This window comes from Burkholderia stabilis, from assembly GCF_001742165.1.
Classification (GTDB): domain Bacteria; phylum Pseudomonadota; class Gammaproteobacteria; order Burkholderiales; family Burkholderiaceae; genus Burkholderia; species Burkholderia stabilis.
The window spans coordinates 1,838,170-1,856,490 of sequence record NZ_CP016443.1 but is presented as its reverse complement, the minus strand read 5'-3'; the positions used below and the strand labels follow the sequence as shown (position 1 = coordinate 1,856,490).

15 protein-coding genes are annotated in these 18,321 nt (G+C 65.8%); 8 read left to right on the top strand and 7 right to left on the bottom strand.

What is annotated here, in order from left to right; genetic code table 11:
* Nucleotides 1-97: 97 nt before the first annotated feature.
* The 4 genes from BBJ41_RS26130 to BBJ41_RS26115 all read right to left on the bottom strand — a co-directional run bounded on the left by BBJ41_RS26130 (nt 98) and on the right by BBJ41_RS26115 (nt 4,749).
* A complete protein-coding gene (locus tag BBJ41_RS26130) occupies nt 98-1,441 on the bottom strand; it encodes an MFS transporter (RefSeq protein WP_069749131.1) in 1,344 nt (447 codons plus the stop codon).
* Between the two features lie 156 nt (nt 1,442-1,597).
* Entirely contained in the window at nt 1,598-2,659 is a 1,062-nt protein-coding gene (locus tag BBJ41_RS26125) for an aromatic ring-hydroxylating dioxygenase subunit alpha (RefSeq protein ID WP_069749130.1), read from the bottom strand.
* Nucleotides 2,660-2,707: 48 nt separating this feature from the next.
* Nucleotides 2,708-3,673 carry a PDR/VanB family oxidoreductase gene (locus BBJ41_RS26120; protein ID WP_069749129.1) on the bottom strand — a complete coding sequence of 322 codons (966 nt, stop codon included), beginning with the start codon at nt 3,671-3,673 and terminating at the stop codon, nt 2,708-2,710.
* Nucleotides 3,670-4,749 (bottom strand): aromatic ring-hydroxylating oxygenase subunit alpha, encoded by a 1,080-nt coding sequence (locus tag BBJ41_RS26115; RefSeq protein WP_069750379.1) that lies wholly within the window; start codon nt 4,747-4,749, stop codon nt 3,670-3,672. Before BBJ41_RS26115 ends, BBJ41_RS26120 begins: the two co-directional genes overlap by 4 nt.
* 198 nt (nt 4,750-4,947) lie before the next feature.
* On the opposite strand from BBJ41_RS26115, the gene BBJ41_RS26110 reads away from it, so the two are divergent.
* Complete coding sequence (locus BBJ41_RS26110; protein WP_069749128.1) at nt 4,948-5,436, top strand: MarR family winged helix-turn-helix transcriptional regulator; 489 nt, start codon at nt 4,948-4,950, stop codon at nt 5,434-5,436.
* A gap of 73 nt (nt 5,437-5,509) precedes the next feature.
* Here BBJ41_RS26110 and BBJ41_RS26105 read toward each other — a convergent pair whose 3' ends face one another.
* A complete protein-coding gene (locus tag BBJ41_RS26105; protein ID WP_069749127.1) occupies nt 5,510-6,256 on the bottom strand; it encodes a TetR/AcrR family transcriptional regulator in 747 nt (248 codons plus the stop codon).
* 170 nt (nt 6,257-6,426) lie between these two features.
* On the opposite strand from BBJ41_RS26105, the gene BBJ41_RS26100 reads away from it, so the two are divergent.
* The 7 genes from BBJ41_RS26100 to BBJ41_RS26070 all read left to right on the top strand — a co-directional run bounded on the left by BBJ41_RS26100 (nt 6,427) and on the right by BBJ41_RS26070 (nt 16,356).
* Entirely contained in the window at nt 6,427-7,608 is a 1,182-nt protein-coding gene (locus tag BBJ41_RS26100; protein ID WP_069749126.1) for an isovaleryl-CoA dehydrogenase, read from the top strand.
* A 31-nt stretch (nt 7,609-7,639) separates the two neighbouring features.
* On the top strand, nt 7,640-9,247 hold the full coding sequence (locus BBJ41_RS26095) for a carboxyl transferase domain-containing protein (RefSeq protein ID WP_069749125.1): 1,608 nt from the start codon (nt 7,640-7,642) through the stop codon (nt 9,245-9,247).
* A gap of 19 nt (nt 9,248-9,266) precedes the next feature.
* Complete coding sequence (locus BBJ41_RS26090; RefSeq protein ID WP_069749124.1) at nt 9,267-10,052, top strand: enoyl-CoA hydratase/isomerase family protein; 786 nt, start codon at nt 9,267-9,269, stop codon at nt 10,050-10,052.
* 40 nt (nt 10,053-10,092) lie between these two features.
* Nucleotides 10,093-12,090, top strand: a complete 1,998-nt coding sequence (locus BBJ41_RS26085) for an acetyl/propionyl/methylcrotonyl-CoA carboxylase subunit alpha (protein WP_069749123.1) — start codon at nt 10,093-10,095, stop codon at nt 12,088-12,090.
* A gap of 417 nt (nt 12,091-12,507) precedes the next feature.
* A complete protein-coding gene (locus tag BBJ41_RS26080; RefSeq protein WP_069749122.1) occupies nt 12,508-12,711 on the top strand; it encodes a hypothetical protein in 204 nt (67 codons plus the stop codon).
* Nucleotides 12,712-12,753: 42 nt separating this feature from the next.
* Entirely contained in the window at nt 12,754-14,868 is a 2,115-nt protein-coding gene (locus BBJ41_RS26075; RefSeq protein WP_069749121.1) for a phosphocholine-specific phospholipase C, read from the top strand.
* Nucleotides 14,869-15,213: 345 nt separating this feature from the next.
* A complete protein-coding gene (locus BBJ41_RS26070; RefSeq protein WP_069749120.1) occupies nt 15,214-16,356 on the top strand; it encodes a DUF2827 domain-containing protein in 1,143 nt (380 codons plus the stop codon).
* A 211-nt stretch (nt 16,357-16,567) separates the two neighbouring features.
* On the opposite strand, the gene BBJ41_RS26065 is transcribed toward BBJ41_RS26070, so the two are convergent.
* Nucleotides 16,568-17,659, bottom strand: a complete 1,092-nt coding sequence (locus BBJ41_RS26065; protein WP_069746659.1) for an IS5 family transposase — start codon at nt 17,657-17,659, stop codon at nt 16,568-16,570.
* Between the two features lie 253 nt (nt 17,660-17,912).
* Nucleotides 17,913-18,221 (bottom strand): hypothetical protein, encoded by a 309-nt coding sequence (locus BBJ41_RS40665; protein WP_156814873.1) that lies wholly within the window; start codon nt 18,219-18,221, stop codon nt 17,913-17,915.
* Between the last annotated feature and the right edge of the window lie 100 nt (nt 18,222-18,321).

Genomic DNA, 18,321 nt, shown 5'->3' with positions numbered 1-18,321 from the left:
TCTCCAAACAGTATGTAGATATGCTTATCGATTTTTTTATTGACCCGGATATGGCCGGGATGCCGACGGGTATCGGCAAGACTGCGGGCGTCGCGCGTTACGACATCGCCGGATCGCGTTGCCGGCGCGGTGCCGCGGGACGCGCGCCGACCACGGCGACGGCGATCGCCGCGCCGGCCATCGGCACGAGGAACGCGAGATAGAGGTGGGACACGGACCAGCCGTCGTCCAGCAGTGCGCCGACCGTCATCGGCGACAGGATCGCGCCGAGGCGGCCGATGCCGACCGCGAGGCCGATGCCGGTCGTGCGGATCTCGGCGGGATACGGCGTCGGCGACAGCGCGTACATGCCGGCCACGCACGCATTGATCACGGCACCGAGGAACACCCCGACGGTCATCCCGATGCCGAGGGCGCCCGTGTTCGCGCCGAACACGACCATCAGCACACCGCCCAGCAGCAGCGTCGCGCCCAGCAGGTTGCGCAGGCTGAACCGCGTCGACAGCAGGCTGAAGAGCGACGCGCCGGCGATGCCGCCGAGATTGAGCAGCACGCCGCCGGTTACGCCTTGGGATGCCGACAGCCCGGCCTGGACCAGCAGCTTCGGCGTCCAGCTCACGACGAAGTAGAAGCTGCCCATCACGAGAAAGAACGCGATCCACAGCGCGATCGTGCGGCGCGTGAGCGGTGCGCGCAGCACGGCCGTCCAGCTCGATGCGGGGCTCGCCGTGTCGACGGACGCAGTCGCGGTCGGCAGCGCATCGATCGGCGCACGCTTCATTCTTGCGAGGATGCGGTTGATTTTCTGCAGTGCGTTGTCCGGACGTCGCGCCAGCAGGAAGTCGAGCGATTCCGGCAGCAGCGCGAGCACCATCGGGATCGACATCAAGGTCAGGATGCCGCCGAACGCGAACACGCTGCGCCATCCCCACACCGACAGCAGGTAACCGGCGATGACGCCGCCGGCGGTAGCGCCGATCGCGTAGCCGGTCGACTGCATGCCGATCGCGGCGCTGCGCCATTTGTTCGACGCGTATTCGCCGCTGATGACGGTCAGGCTCGCGAGCATGCCGCCGATGCCGAGCCCCGTATAGGCACGCGCGACCGCGAGTTGCAGCGTGCTGTGCGTGGCCGCGCAGGCCAGCATCCCGGACGAGATCACGGCGAGGCAGAGCAGGATGATGCGGCGGCGGCCGACCCGGTCGGCCAGCGGCGCGATCAGCACCGAGCCGATGCCCATGCCGGCCAGCCCGGCACTCAGCAGCAGGCCGATTTCCTTGCCGCTCAGTTTCCATTCGGCCGCCAGGTGCGGCGCGGCAAACGCGATGGCCAGCACGTCGAAACCGTCGAGCATGTTCAGCACGACGCAGGCCGTGACTGCCATCGTCTGGAACGCGCTCATCGGGGATGCGTCGATCGTATTGCGGATATTTGCGCTCACGTCAAAGATCCTTCGAAAAAGTAGTATGACTAATTGAATGGGATGGAATCGACGCCGGCAGAAGCGAACGGGACGAAAGCGTATGCGCGGGTTGACGCGCAACCCGGGGAACGTCCGCCGCGACCGGCAGGCGTCGTTCGCGCGCCGGCGCGATGGTTATGCGGGTTCGGGTTGCAGCAGGAGCCGCTCGATCACGCGCCGTGCGCGATTGGGCCCCGCGTCGACGTGAATGTCGATCTGGCGGCCGCCCGGAAACCGCACCTGATTCCGGTATTGCGCTTCGATCACGGTCTTGTCCTCATCGAAGGTCGCCGCGGATTGCTCGATGACCGTTTGCGCGACGCGGTCGACGTCGTGCTGGGGGTTGGTCGCGACGGTCCAGAAGTAGTGCGTCGTGGTGTCCGTCTCGGGCGTGATGCCGTGGAAGCCGCGCATGTGAAAGCCGCCGCGCGCGGGATCGAGCAGGTCGCCGGTGCCGGCGTCCATCGCGCCGGTCCAGATCCGGATGTGGGACACATGAAACTCGATTTCCTGCCAGCGATCGACGCGGCCCGCGAACGGCCATGCGGCGGTGTAGGTCGGTGGCGGGTCGGAATCCGGCATCCGGCGGACCAGCGTCACCGTGTCGCCGTCGGTGCTGACGCAGGTTTGCGCACCCATGTGCAGCGGCGCGTTGCCGCCGATCGTTTTCAGATGGACGTAGCCCAGGTGGCTCAGGTCCATCAGGTTGTCGTGAATCAGCTGATACGGTGCGTCGTAATGGTAGTTGCCGCCGCCGAACCGGTATTGAGGATCCGTGTGGAACGCATAGCGCGGCGGCGCGCAGGTCGGTCGGGCGTGCGCGTCGGCGCCGATCCAGATCCACACGATGGCGTCTTGTTCCTGTACCGGATACGACGATACGCACGCCTTCGCCGGAATCCGGTCCTGGCCGGGAATTTCCACGCACGTGCCGCCGCGGTCGAACAGCAGGCCGTGGTAGCCGCAGCGCAGGCCGCGCGCTTCGAGCGAGCCGCACGACAGCGGCAGCGACTTGTGGCAGCAGCGATCCTCCAGCGCGCCGATTTCTCCGGACGGCAACCGGAACAGGACGACCGGGCGGCCGAGCAGGGTGCGGGCGACGGGTTTGTCCGTCAGTTCGGATGACAGCGCGGCGACCCACCATCGGTCGATCGGGAATTGAGTCGTATTGGTCGGTGGTCCGGCATCTTGCTTCATTGATCGTCTCCAGTATTGGGGTTGGCCGCCTCGTGCCGGGCGGTTCGTCTACAGATCGAGCACCAGCAGGTCGGTTCGGGATCGCGAACAGCACGGCATGAACTGGTCGCCGGCCGCTTGTTCCGCCTCCGTCAGATACGAATCGCGATGATCGGGCTCGCCGTCGAGCACGCGCGTCACGCACGTGCCGCATACGCCCTGCTCGCACGACGTCAGCACGTCGACGCCGTTGGCCGCCAGCGCCGCGATGACCGTGCATTCGGCCGGCACGTCGATCACCTTGCCGCTGCTCGCGATGCGGACCTGGAACGCGCGATCCGCGCCAGACGACGCAACCGCGCCGCCGAAGAACTCGTAATGCAGCCGCTCGTCGGCCCAGTTGCGCTCGCGCGCTGCGTTCAGCACCGCGTCCATGAAGCCGCGCGGGCCGCATACGTAAAGGTGCGTGCCGTCAGGCGCGGCGGCGAGCACGGAGGCCAGGTCGAAGCGTTGCGCGGCGTCGCCGTCGTCGACATGGAAGCGGGCGCGGTCATGGAACCCGGCGGCGTTGATCCGCTCGACGAAGGCCATGCGATCGGTCGAACGTGCGCAGTAGTGCATGTCGAATGACATGCCGGACGAGAACAGCCGTTCCGCCATGCAGAGAATCGGCGTGACGCCGATCCCGCCCGCGAGCAACAGGTGGTGTGGGGCGTCGGGGGCGAGCGGGAATTGATTGCGCGGCATGCCGATCCGCACGGTATCGCCTTGCCGGACTTCGTCGTGAATGGCGCGCGACCCGCCTCGGCCCGCGGCATCGCGCAGCACCGCGATCTGATAGCGATCGCCGTGCTCCGGGGGATTGCACAGCGAGTACTGGCGCACGAGCCCGCCCGGCAAATGCACGTCGATATGCGCGCCGGCGTCGAAGCGCGGCAGCGGCGAACCGTCGTCGCTGACGAATTCGAAGCCGCAGATGTCGCGCGCTTCCTGCCACTTGCGGGCCACGCGCACGGTCAGCGTCGCGGTGCTCATGACGCCTCCTTGATGTGCGCGACCGGAATCACGGGGCGCGGCGGGGCCGATGCGTTTTCGTCGGCGAGCAGTCGTTCGATCACCTTGCGCGACAGCACGCCGCCGGCGTCGATGTTGAGCTTGAGCAGCTTGCGGTCCGGCCACTGCTCGAGATTGCGCTGCTGGCGCTCGAGCATCTCGAGATCCTCGGCGAAGATCTTGCCCTGGCCTTCGCGGATCTCGGCGGTCAGCGCGTGATCGTCGGGCCGGAAGTTGCGCGCCATCCCCCAGAAATACCAGATCGAGGTTTCCGTCTCGGGCGTGATGAAGTCGACCACGATCGACGACGCCTTCAGCCCGGCCGGCGCGTCGTAGCCGCCGTGGCCCGCGTGCGCGACGCCGACTTCGATCATCACGTGGCTCGGTGGCGTGAAGCGGCAGATCTGCCAGCGGTCGACCGGCACGTCGTCGGCCAGCCCGTTGCCGCGCAGCGCCATCTGCCAGAACGGCGGCGGCATCACGTTCTCCATGAAGCGGCTCGTGACGACTTCGTCGCCCTGGCTGGTTGTCTTCGGCGGCGCTTCGTCGATTTCCTTCTGGCCGATGCTCGTTGCATGCACGTAGGTCTCGTGCGTGAGGTCCATCAGGTTGTCGATCATCAGCCGGTAGTCGCAACGGATGTGGTACAGGCCGCCGCCGTGCGCCCAGGCCGGATCTTCGGCCCACGGCAGCGCGTGCAGCTTGTCCGGATCGGCCTCGGACGCATCGCCCGGCCAGACCCAGATGAATCCGTACCGCTCCACCACCGGGAAACTGCGAATCGGCGGGAATCCGCCGACGCGCTGGCCCGGCATGCCGGCTGCCCGGCCGTTGCAGCCCATTTCCAGCCCGTGATAGCCGCACACGAGCACGCCGTCGCGCACGAATCCCAGCGACAGCGGCGCGCCGCGGTGCGGGCAGAAGTCCTCGAGCGCGGCGACCTGACCGTTCGCCGCGCGGTAAAACACCATCGATTCGCTGCAAATCCTGCGGCCCAGCGGCTTGCCGTCGATTTCATCGGGCGTGCACGCCACATACCAAGCGTTCTTGAGAAACACGTTCATCGTCTCCTTCAGGGCGGTGCCGCTGATACGCGGCAATTCTTCATTCCGTGTACTGAATGAGATTCAGTGTACTCATTGAGATTGGCAGGGGCAAGGCGAGCGGTATACTGGTTTTCCCGGGAAATGGCGCGAGGCAGCGCCATGCCGCGGGCGTACGCAACGGCGTGCGCCGCCTATGTCATCGACTCATTCATGGAAAAAACGAATCCCGCCGACGCGCCGGCTTTCCCGCTCGATCTGTACGACGAACCCGGGCACCTGATCCGGCGTGCGCACCAGATCGCGGTTGCGATGTTCTACGAGAAGCTGGGCCGGGACGTGACACCGGTGCAGTACGCGGTCCTGCGGATGCTGTACGAGTGTCCGGGGCTTGATCAGGTGACGCTCGCGCAGCGGGTGGCGCTCGACACGTCGACGACCGCGGACCTCGCGGTCCGGCTCGAAGCGAAAGGATTGATCGTCCGCGAAGTGCTGCCGCGACGTCAGCGGCGCCTGCTGCTGACGCCGATGGGCGTCGAACTGCTGACGCACCTGATTCCGTCGGTGAAGGAACTGCGTGCCGGCCTGTTCGACGGCATGGGCGAGGACGATTCACAGGAACTGGTGCGCCTGTTGCGCAAGTTCGTCCATTTGAACAACGAGCAGAGCCGCGCGCCGCTGCGGGTCGGAGAAGATTCGTAGCGGCGGATTGCCGCGCGATCGAAGCGGCGATGCGGCAAGGCGGCAGGCGCTTCGCGCCGCCGGCCGGTACCGATTACGCGCGTGACGCTTGCCCTTCCAGTCGCCGCACCGCTTCCGCGACCTCGTTCCTGAAACGCACGAGCGCCGCCTGTTGCGGCGCCGGCGGTTGCACGGCGGCCCACAGCATGTCGACCAGCTGCGTGGCCGTCGCTTCCGTATCGAGCTTGCGGTGCCCGAGGATCGCATCCCACAGCACGTGCTCGATCGGCCCGAACACCATCGAGCGCAGCAGGCTCTGCGGCATGTCCGCACGGACCAGCCCGGCCGCCTGGCCGCGCGCGAGCACGTCCATCAGCGGCGCCGTGTAGCGGCGCTGCAGCGCGGTGAGCTCGTCGCTCAGCGCATGCTGCTTCGCGCGGCCTTCCGACAGCACGAGTGCACACAGCCCGGTGCCGTTCACCAGCATCAGCCGCAGGTGGGTGCGCACGATGAACGCGAACTGCTGCTGCACCGACGCATCCTGCGGCATCCCGTGCTCGAACGCGGCGATGATTTCGTCGTACCAATCCGCGATCACACGCGCACACAGCTCGCGCTTGCCGCGAAAGTAGCTGAACACCGTCGCCTCCGACACGCCGACGCGCTGCGCGATCTCGGCGGCCGTCGCATGCTCGTAACCCTTTTCGGCAAACACTTCACGACCGGCGCGCAGGATGTCCTGCACGCGCTGCTGGGATTTGCGCCCGGCGGGCGCGCGCGGCGCGTCGGCGCGGTCGGCTTTGACGGTGTCGGTCATGGTGTCGGCGGTAGCGGCTGTCATGTCGGCATGATATCTGAGTGTCACTCAAAAAACTATTGACGCCGAATGCGACGAGGCGCGAAACTGTGCAAAATTTCCGCTGTATGGGTCAATGAATCGGCGCATTCATTCGATTTGAGCGAAACTCAGAAATCGGTGCGTGCGACACACTTTCTGGAGACGGAGGAGACATGATCAACCTGCCCGGCGTGCAATTCATGCTCGGTGAAGACATCGAGATGCTGCGTGACGCTGTCGCGACGTTCGCGGCGAAGGAAATCACGCCGCGCGCGGCGGAGGTCGACCGCACCGACCAGTTTCCGATGGATCTGTGGAAGAAGTTCGGCGATCTCGGCGTGCTCGGCATGACGGTCGCCGAGGAATACGGCGGCGCGAACATGGGCTACACCGCGCACATGGTCGCGATGGAAGAGATTTCGCGCGCTTCGGCGTCGATCGGCCTGTCGTACGGCGCGCACTCGAACCTGTGCGTGAACCAGATCCACCGCAACGGCACCGAAGCGCAAAAGCAGAAATACCTGCCGAAGCTCGTGTCGGGCGAACACATCGGCGCGCTCGCGATGAGCGAACCGAACGCCGGCTCCGACGTCGTCAGCATGAAGCTGCGTGCCGACAAGCGCGGCGATCGCTACGTGCTGAACGGCACGAAGATGTGGATCACCAACGGACCCGATTGCGACACGCTCGTCGTCTACGCGAAGACGGACATCGAAGCCAACTCGCGCGGCATCACCGCGTTCATCGTCGAGAAGGGGATGAAGGGCTTCTCGGTCGCGCAGAAGCTCGACAAGCTCGGCATGCGCGGTTCGCACACGGGCGAGCTCGTGTTCCAGGACGTCGAGGTGCCGGAGGAAAACATCCTCGGCCAGCTCAACGGCGGCGTGAAGGTGCTGATGAGCGGCCTCGACTACGAGCGCGCGGTGCTGTCGGGCGGCCCGACGGGCATCATGGCCGCGTGTCTCGACGCGGTCGTGCCGTATATCCACGACCGCAAGCAGTTCGGCCAGTCGATCGGCGAATTCCAGCTGATCCAGGGCAAGGTCGCCGACATGTACACCACGTTCCAGGCATGCCGCGCGTATTTGTACGCGGTCGGCCGCCATCTCGACTCGGCTGGCAGCGACCACATTCGCCAGGTGCGCAAGGACTGCGCGGGCGTGATCCTCTACACGGCCGAGAAGGCGACGTGGATGGCCGGCGAGGCGATCCAGATCCTCGGCGGTAACGGCTACATCAACGAATATCCGGTCGGCCGCCTGTGGCGCGATGCGAAGCTCTACGAGATCGGCGCCGGCACGAGCGAGATCCGCCGGATGCTGATCGGCCGCGAGTTGTTCGCGGAAACGATGTAACGCCCCAAGCCACGCGAACGGAGCCCCGTCGATGCCGATCATCGAATCCAAACTGAACCCGCGTTCGGAAGATTTCCGCACCAACGCCGCGGCGCTCGAGGCGATCGTCGCCGACCTGCGCGCGAAGATCGAACAACTCGCGCAAGGCGGCGGTCAGGCCGCGCGCGACAAGCACCTGTCGCGCGGCAAGCTGCTGCCGCGCGACCGCATCGCGCAACTGCTCGATCCCGGCGCGCCGTTCCTCGAGCTGTCGCAGCTCGCGGCGAACGGCATGTACAACGACGACGCGCCGGGCGCCGGCGTCATCACCGGGATCGGCCGGATCGCCGGCCGCGAGTGCGTGATCGTGTGCAACGACGCGACGGTCAAGGGCGGCACCTACTATCCGATCACCGTGAAGAAGCACGTGCGCGCGCAGGAGATCGCCGCGGAAAACCGGCTGCCGTGCGTGTACCTCGTCGATTCGGGCGGCGCGAACCTGCCGAACCAGGACGACGTGTTTCCCGATCGCGACCACTTCGGCCGCATCTTCTTCAACCAGGCGACGATGTCGGCGGCGGGGATCGCGCAGATCGCCGTCGTGATGGGCTCGTGCACGGCGGGCGGCGCGTACGTGCCGGCGATGAGCGACGAATCGATCATCGTGAAGAACCAGGGCACGATTTTCCTGGGCGGGCCGCCGCTCGTGAAGGCCGCGACCGGCGAGGAAGTGAGCGCCGAGGATCTCGGCGGCGGCGACGTGCACACGCGCCTGTCGGGTGTGGCCGATCACCTCGCGCAGAACGACGCACATGCGCTGTCGATCGCGCGCAACATCGTCGATCACCTCGCGCCGAAGATCGCGTCGCCGGTGGCGCTGCGCGAGCCGAAGCCGCCGCGCTTCGACGCGAAGAGCCTGTACGGCGTGATTCCGGTCGATACGCGCAAACCGTTCGACGTGCGCGAAGTGATCGCGCGCATCGTCGACGATTCCGAGTTCGACGAATTCAAGGCGCGCTACGGCACGACGCTCGTCACGGGCTTCGCGCACATCTGGGGCCACCCGGTCGGGATCGTCGCGAACAACGGCATCCTGTTTTCCGAATCGGCCGTGAAGGGCGCGCATTTCATCGAGCTGTGCTGCCAGCGCAAGATCCCGCTCGTGTTCCTGCAGAACATCACGGGCTTCATGGTCGGGCGCAAGTACGAAAACGAAGGCATCGCGCGGCATGGCGCGAAGATGGTGACGGCCGTGTCGAACGCGAAGGTGCCGAAGTTCACGGTCATCATCGGCGGCTCGTTCGGCGCCGGCAACTACGGGATGTGCGGCCGCGCATTCGGCCCGCGCTTCCTGTGGATGTGGCCGAATGCGCGAATCTCGGTGATGGGCGGCGAGCAGGCCGCATCGGTGCTCGCGACCGTGCGCCGCGACGGCATCGAGGCGAAGGGCGGCGAGTGGTCGGCGGAGGAAGAGGATGCGTTCAAGCAGCCGATCCGCGACCAGTACGAGCGCCAGGGGCATCCGTATTACGCGAGCGCACGGTTGTGGGACGACGGCGTGATCGATCCCGCGCAGACGCGCGACGTGCTCGGGCTCGGTCTGGCCGCGTCGATGAACGCGCCGATCGACGATACGCGCTTCGGCGTGTTCCGCATGTAACGGCCGGGAGGGCTGAACGATGCGATACGAAACGATCAAGGTCAACGAAGCCGGCCGCGTCGCGACCATCACGCTTGCGCGCCCCGACGTGCGCAACGCGTTCAACGAGACGACGATCGCCGAGCTGACCACGGCGTTCGAATGGCTCGACGCGCATGAAGGCGTGCGCGCGATCGTGCTCGCGGCGGAAGGCGTTGCGTTCTGCGCGGGCGCCGACCTGAACTGGATGAAGAAGATGGCCGGTTACTCGGATGACGAGAACCGCGCCGATGCGCGCAAGCTCGCGCGGATGCTCGAGGCGATCCATCGCTGCGGCAAGCCCGTGATCGCACGCGTGCATGGCGATGCGTATGCGGGTGGCGTGGGCCTGGTGGCTGCGGCCGACATCGCGATCGCCGCCGACGGCGTGAAGTTCTGCCTGTCGGAAGCGCGTCTCGGGCTGATTCCCGCGACGATCGCGCCGTACGTCGTGCGCGCGATGGGCGAGCGCGCGGCGCGCCGCTACTTCACGACGGCGGAGGTGTTCGACAGCACGCGCGCCGCATCGCTCGGCTTCATTCACGATGCAGTGCCGGCCGATGCGCTCGACGAAACGGTCGCGAAGCTGGCGGCGACGTTGGTTGCGAACGGCCCCGACGCGGTGCGTGCGTGCAAGCGGCTCGTCGCCGACGTGGCCGGCCGCCCGCTCGACGCCACGCTGATCGAGCAGACCGCCGACTGGATCGCCCATACCCGCGCAGGCGCGGAAGCGCGCGAAGGGATCGCGGCTTTCCTCGAGAAACGCACGCCGTCGTGGCGTGAATGATTGATCGCGTGACCCACTCTTTCCGGACGACACCGAAGCCATGTTCGACAAGATTCTGATCGCCAACCGCGGCGAAATCGCGTGCCGCGTCGCCGCGACGTGCAAACGTCTCGGGATCGCGAGCGTCGCCGTCTATTCCGACGCGGATGCGAACGCGAAACACGTGGCCGCCTGCGACGAAGCCGTGCACATCGGCGGCTCGGCCGCCGCGGACAGCTACCTGCGCATCGAGCGCATCATCGAGGCCGCGCGCGCGACCGGCGCGCAGGCGATCCACCCCGGTTACGGCTTTCTGTCGGAGAACGAAGATTTCGCGCATGCGTGCGAAGCGGCCGGCATCGTCTTCATCGGGCCGCCGGTCGACGCGATCGCGGCGATGGGCTCGAAGGCCGCCGCGAAGGCGCTGATGCACGCGGCCGCCGTGCCGCTCGTGCCCGGCTATCACGGCGACGACCAGGATGCGGCCAACCTGCATGGCGAAGCCGACGAGATCGGCTACCCGGTGCTGCTGAAGGCAAGCGCGGGCGGCGGCGGCAAGGGGATGCGCGTGGTCGAGCGCTCCGGCGATTTCCCGGCGGCGCTCGCGTCGTGCCAGCGCGAGGCCGCAAGCAGCTTCGGCAACGACCGCGTGCTGATCGAGAAATACCTGACGCGCTCGCGTCACGTCGAGGTGCAGGTGTTCGGCGACACGCACGGCAATACCGTCTACCTGTTCGACCGCGACTGCTCGGTGCAGCGCCGTCACCAGAAGGTGCTCGAGGAAGCGCCGGCGCCGGGGCTGCCCGACGACCTGCGCCGCGCGATGGGCGAGGCGGCCGTTGCGGCCGCGCGCGCGGTCGGTTACGTCGGCGCGGGCACCGTCGAATTCATCATGACGGGCGACGCGTTCTACTTCATGGAAATGAACACGCGCCTGCAGGTCGAGCATCCGGTCACCGAGATGGTCACCGGGCTCGATCTCGTCGAATGGCAGTTGCGCGTCGCGTCCGGCGAGCCGCTGCCGCTGAAGCAGGACGAGCTGCGCGTGCGCGGCCATGCGCTCGAAGCGCGTCTCTACGCGGAGAACCCCGGGCGCGGCTTCCTGCCGTCCACAGGCACGCTGAAGCATCTGCGGCTGCCGGAAGGCGTCGAGTTCGACATCGGCGCATCGGTGCGCGTCGACAGCGGCGTGCGCGAAGGCGATGCGATCACGCCGTTCTACGATCCGATGATCGCGAAGCTGATCGTCCACGGTGTGGACCGCGCGGAAGCGCTCGGCCTGATGCTGCGCGCGCTGCGCGCGTGCGAGGTGGTCGGCCTGCATACGAACGCCGCGTTCCTGCAACGGATCGTCGCGTGCGAACCGTTCGCGACGGCCGATCTCGACACGGGCCTGATCGAGCGCAACCACGACGCGCTGTTCGCACCGCAACAGCCGCCGCGCGCGACGCTCGCGCTCGCATGCGCAGCGCTGCTCGCGCGCGAACGCGGTGCGGCCGCGCAGGGCGCATCGCCGTGGGGCGCGCTGCCGGACTGGCGGTTGAACGGCGGCTATCGCCGCACGCTCGAATGGCATGCGATCGACCGCGAAGCGGACGTGACGGTGAGCTACGAGGACGACGGTGCCGGTGCACGACTCGCGGCCGGCGATGCGCCCGCGCAGACATTCGTGTGGACGCGCGGCGCGACGCCGCTCGATTTCGACGTGACGCTCGGCGGCGTGCGCAGCAGCGGCCGCGTGTATGCGGACGGCGATACGTTCCACGTGTTCACGCAAGGCACGGCCGAGACGTTCGAATGGCGCAACCTGCTCGCGCATGCAGGCGACGCCGAGCAGGGCGGCGGCCGCCTGACCGCGCCGATGCCGGGCAAGGTGATCGCGGTGCTGGTCGAGCCCGGCCAGAAGGTCGAAGCCGGCACGCCGCTGATCGTGATGGAAGCGATGAAGATGGAGCATACGATCGGCGCGCCGAGCGCGGGCGTCGTCGCGGAAGTGCTGTACGGCGTCGGCGACCAGGTCGCGGACGGCGCGCAATTGCTGATGATGGCGGAAGGCTGATCGGGGCTTTCGTCGTGCGCGGGCCGGCGGCTGCCGGCCCGCGCAAACCGCTTCGCGACGACGTACGGTTGGTGCCGGCGCGACAACCGCAGGCGGTGGTTTGATCGAAGAAGTGCAATACATGGCGGGTGATCGAACTCGCCGATTTTCAGTGGCAAGCGATGCGCATCGTCCTGGCCACGCGCGTTGAACAGCATCCACTGGCACAACGCGAATCTTTCGATCGCATTACATAACATCTCGCCGGCGCTCATGACTTGCAGCGTCGCGCGGATCACGACACACCCTCCGCACCCATCCCTCTCTCCGCCTCCACACGACACCGTCGTGTAACACGTGGTAATTAGCATCTCGGCGTCGATGTGACCGGCGCGGCTTCGCGTCCGTGCCATATCATCACCCCCACGGAGAGACGTTATGCGAAAGTCGGCCCTACGGCCTTTCGCGGTCGCCGGCCTGCTCGCGCTGATCGCACTCCTCGGCGCATGCGGTGACGACCTGAATGCAGACCCCGCGCCCGTCGCGCAGCAGAAGGCCGCATGCGGCGGCGGCACCGTCGCCACTGCGCAGATGCGCTGCCCGCCGGGTTTCACCGCGCCCGCATCCTCGCCCGCTCCCTGATACCGGCCGTTCCCACCAGAAATCCAATCAAGAGCAACCAGCATGGCCATCCATTCGCGACGCGATTTTCTGAAGTTCTCCGCCGGCCTCGCCGGCGCGACCGCCGCCAGCACGCTGCTGCCCGAGTCGATCCGCCGGGCGCTCGCGATCGAGCCGAATAGCGTGACGGGCACGATCCAGGACGTCCAGCACATCGTCGTGTTCATGCAGGAGAACCGCTCGTTCGACCACTACCTCGGTCACCTGAGCGGCGTGCGCGGCTACAACGACCGCTTTCCGGTCACGCTGCCGAACGGCAAGCCGGTGTGGTTCCAGCCGCGGCAGGAGGACAAGACGAGCGTGATCGCGCCGTTCCGCTACGACACGACCAATCCGGGCGTCAACGCGCAGTGCATCGGCGGCCTGCCGCATACGTGGGCGACGACGCACGGTGCGATCGACAACGGCCGCGCGGACCAGTGGGCCGTGCAAAAGTCCAACATGACGATGGGCTACCACGTCCGCGACGACATCCCGTTCCATTACGCGCTCGCGGATGCGTTCACCGTGTGCGACAACTACTTCTGCTCGATCCCGGGCAACACGCACCCGAACCGCATGTACCTGATGACGGGCATGGTCGATCCGCTCGGCACGGGCGGCGGGCCGCTGCTGGACAACACCGACTACATCGACAACCAGTTCGACAAGATCCAGCTGCCGCCCTTCAGCTGGAAGACCTACCCGGAGCGGCTCGAACAGGCCGGCATCTCGTGGCAGATCTACCAGCAGGGCACCGGCTTCGACAACTTCACCGGCAACTACGGTACGAACATGCTGGCGTGCTTCAACAACTTCGTGAATGCGCCGGCCGGTTCGTCGCTGCAGACGCGCGGGATGAGCACGCGTTCGATTACGCAACTGAAGGCGGACGTGCAGGCGAACGCGCTGCCGCAGGTATCGTGGCTGCTGCCGCCCGCCGCGTATTCGGAGCATCCGAAGTTCACGCCGCTGTACGGCGCGTACTACCTGTCGACGATTCTCGATGCGCTCACGTCCAATCCGGAGGTGTGGAGCAAGACCGTGCTGTTCATCATGTACGACGAGAACGACGGCTTCTTCGACCACGTCGTGCCGCCGCAGGCGCCGACGCTGCCGGGTTCCGGCATGAGCACCGTGGACGTGTCGCTCGAGCGGCACAACGTCGTGACCTCGACGCAGACGGGCACCTATACCGCCGACAACCTGCCGTACGGCCTCGGCCCGCGCGTGCCGATGTTCGTCGTGTCGCCGTGGTCGAAGGGCGGCTACGTGTGCTCGCAGGTGTTCGATCACACGTCGGTGCTGCAATTCATCGAGAAGCGCTTCGGCGTGACGGAAACGAACATCTCGCCGTGGCGCCGCGCGATCTGCGGCGACCTGACGTCGTCGCTCGACTTCACGAAATCGGATACGACGCTGCCGAGCCTGCCGAGCACGCAGGCGTATGTCGCGCAGGCCGACATGCAGTGCTCGCGTGCGTCGTCGCAGACCGCGCCGGCCAGCACCGCGCAGCAGGTCGTGACGGCGCAGGAGCCCGGCACACGGCCGGCTCGCGCGCTGCCGTACGAATTGCACGTCACCGGCCAGCTCCAGGCGCAAGGCTATGCGGTGACGTTCGCGAATACCGGCACGCAAGGCGCGCACTTCTGGGTCTATACGGGCGATCCGACCGCGATGCCGCGCCGCTACACGGTCGAGGCGGGCAAGCAACTGACCGATACCTGGGCGCTCGATGCGAACGGCAACTACCTGGTGAGCGTCTGGGGGCCCAACGGCTATTTCCGGCGCTTTGCGGGTTCGGCCGCTGCGGACGCCGGCGCGAAGCCTGAAATCACCGCGTGCTACGACGTCGCCAACGGCGACGTGTACGTGACGTTCGCGAATGCGGGCGCTGCCGCGCTGACGGTCACGGCGACCGACGTCGCATACGGCGGGGCCGCGCGCACGCTGACGATTCCGCCGGGGAAGAGCGTCGAAGCGCACTGGGATCTGTCGTGCAGCAGCCACTGGTACGACCTGCAGTTCGCGGTGGCGGGGAACGCGGGCTGGACGCGCCGCATCGCGGGGCACGTCGAAACCGGCAAGGCCAGCGTGACCGACCCGGCCGCCGTGGCGCCGACGATTACGCCGGTCTGACGGCAAGCGGTGTGCGCCGGCGGGGCAAATCCGGCCGGCGCGTGTGATTCGACTCAATTGGGGCCGCACGTGCACCATCGTCGGCGCACGCATGCCGAACCCCATCTCGTCGTCGCGCACGCCGTCGCCGTGCGCGCGACGAAACAGCCGGCGCGTGTCGACGCGCACGAGGCCGACCGCGCCGCCGAGAGCGGCGCGCAGCGCGCGTCTCGCTGACCATCCATGACACTGCGCCGGCCGGCGCTCCGCTAGAATGCCGGGCTGCGCCGCCGCTTGACGCGGGCGGCGCTTCGCGCGCTACACTGCGTCCATTCCACCCCCATCCAACCTCCCATCCCGCCGACGATGACGTCTCCTGCCCTGAACGGCCTGCGCATCGGTATCACGATCGGATTGCGTGCGCCCGACGAAAGCCTGTGGATCAACGGCATCAAGCAGAACGCGCTGTTTCTGGCGAAACTGCTGATGGCATCGCCGCGCGGCTACCGCGTCACGCTGGTCAACACGACCGACGTACCGCTCACCGACGCGCTGCCGTGGGATCGCGCCGTGTACGACACGCGTGCGTTCGCCGACATGAAGGACGCGCTCGACGTGGTGATCGAGCTCGGCGGGCAGATCGACGGCGAGCAGACGGCCTACCTGAAAGCGCGCGGCGTGAAGATCGTCAGCTACTGCTGCGGCGTCGAGTACATCAACGCGATGGAGTCGATGCTGTTCGGCCGCCGGCTGTGGGATTCGCTGTTCATCAACCGCGGCTACGACGAGGTGTGGGCGATCCCGCAGATCGCACCGTCGTCGCTGCCGTTCCTGCAGTCGCTGCGCCGCTGCCCGGGGCGCGTCGTGCCGTTCGTGTGGGACCCGATGTTCCTCGAAGCCCGCGCGCAGTCGCTGCCCGAGCACGGCGAATACCGGCCGCGCAGCGAGCCCGGCAAGCGGCTGACGGTGATGGAACCGAATCACAACGTCGTGAAGTTCTGCGTGTACCCGATGCTGATCATCGACGAAGCGTATCGCCGCGATCCCGATGCGATCTGCTTCACGCACGTGACGAACGCCGACCGCCTCGCGCACGACAGCCCCGAGTTCGTGATGCTGATGAATTACCTGGACATCGTGCGCGCGGGCAAGGCGAGCTTCGTCGGCCGCTTCGACACGCCGGTGTTCCTGGCCGACCTGACGGATATCGTCGTGTCGCATCAATGGTCGAACCCGCTCAACTACTTCTACTTCGACGTGTGTTGGCAGGGCTATCCGCTCGTGCACAACGCGAGCCTCGCGCCCGATCTCGGCTACTACTATCCGGACAACGACGTGCAGCAGGGCGCCGATGCGCTGTTGCGCGCGCTGCACACGCACGACGACGACTGGGAAGCCTACACGCGGCGCCAGCGCGAGATCCTTGCCCGCTACACGTCGGCGAATCCGGCGCTCGTCGCCGAGTACGACGCGCTGCTCGCGAACCTGGTCGGCGCGACGGCCGCATAAGGCCGTTTGCTTCGCGGCGCGCGCCCGCCGCGCCGCGGTCCGTCATCGGGCTTGTCCCACCCTAACAGGCCGTTGAAATACCTCTCAGCCTGACGCATTTTCCCTTTCGCCGTTCGCGGTGATCACCGAGAAGCGTTCGATTTCAGTTCAAGCGCCGATTTCAATGCGAATGGGTCAACGTTGAGCGCTTCCCGGCGCCCATTCCGGTGCATCAGGCGCTCTGCGGGCGCAACGCGGCCAACGATCTCAACCGCGTCAGGTTGTAGGCCGCCATCGTCAGCGTCAGCAGTTGGTCTACTTTCTCCAGGCCGCGAACCATGACCTGTCGCAGCGGCCCGATCGTCTTGCCCCAGCCGAAGCACTGCTCGATGCATTTCCGTTTGCGCTGGCTCAACGCGTAGCCCAGATGCCGGGTGGTGCGTTTGTCGATCGCGCTACCGCCGCTGCGTTTCGTATTCCGCGCCACGTGCGGCGTCACGTTCGCGTCCCGGCAGGCCTTGATGAACCCCCGCGTGTCGTAACCCTTGTCGGCGCCGACCGTGATGCGTCGATCGGCTAGTGCTACGTCCCGCAACATCTCGGCCGCAACGTTGCGTTCAGCCCGACCATTCGCCCGGCTGGCTTGCACATTGACCACCAGACCGTGCCGATTGTCAGTCAGCACATGGCCGAGATAGCTCGGCAGAGCCGGCGCCACATTGCTCTTTCGATACAAACGGCTGTCGCCGTCGCTCTTCGATTCGTGGGTTTCGTTGCTGCGCGTCTCGCCGTGCCAGTTGCCCGGCGGCCGGTCGTCGTCGCTGCCGTCCTTGCGGCGGAGGCTCTTGTGGCTAGCCCAGGCCTGAATCAGCGTGCCATCGACGCTGAAGTGCTCGCCTGACAGCAGGCCCCGTTTCTGCGCCGTTTCCACCGTCGCGTTGAACAACTCCGTCACCGCATCGAATTCGAGCAGCCGGTCACGGTTCTTACTGAAGACCGAGTGATTCCACACCGCATCCTCAATCGACAGGCCCACGAACCATCGAAACAGCAGGTTGTACGAGATCTGTTCAACCAGTTGCCGCTCGCTGCGGATGCTGTACAGCACCTGCAGCAGCATCGCCCGCATCAGCTTCTCCGGCGCGATGCTCGGGCGACCGCCCTTGACGTCCGCCTCGTACATCGCCGAGAACTTCGCGTCCATCTTCGATAGCGCTTCGTTCAACCATGTCCGGATCTGACGCAGCGGATGTGTCTGCGGCACAAATTCCTCCAGCCTCACCGTGCTGAACAATGATTCGTTGTAGCTGTCCGCGCCTCGCATCTGCCTTCGCTTCCTTGATCTCGGGTGACTACATCCTGCAGGATGGGGCGAGGTATTTCAACGACCTGCTAATGTCTGACGAAATAGTGCCGTTAAAAAAGAAACCGCCGAACCCGATCGGTTCGACGGTTTTTGAAGGCACGAAATTGACGGCTCCGAGGGAAGTCCGTCAAAAATAATTTTATAGGTTAACAAGTCGGAAAGATTGTTAAATTTGTTTCAATGGTTAATTATCATATCAATTAACTTGATATTATTGATTCAACGCAGCTTGATTCTGTTTTGAAATTTCATAATATCGTTTGAAACGTGAAAATTGAATGCTGCGGCGATCGAATGACGTGCGGCAACGGGTTTCGGCGGATGATGGCTCCAGGGCAGGCGGCTGTTGGCGCGAGCCGAAAATTATCCGACGAATTGAAGAATTCCGGATTTTCGTGGTCTGCAAATCGCGGGGAAAATGGATTCGGATAAATTTGTTTAGGTGAAAGTGATAAACGATATTGAATCCGGATTCTGTTATTTGCGTTGTGTAGCCTGGCGCACTGTCGGTGCGATGCATGCGTGGTGTATTTCCAGTAACTGAATATCGTTGAAAATATCGAATTTGACGGCGCGCCGAAACGAAAAGTACGCTCCCGGAAAAGATCGAAACAACAGGA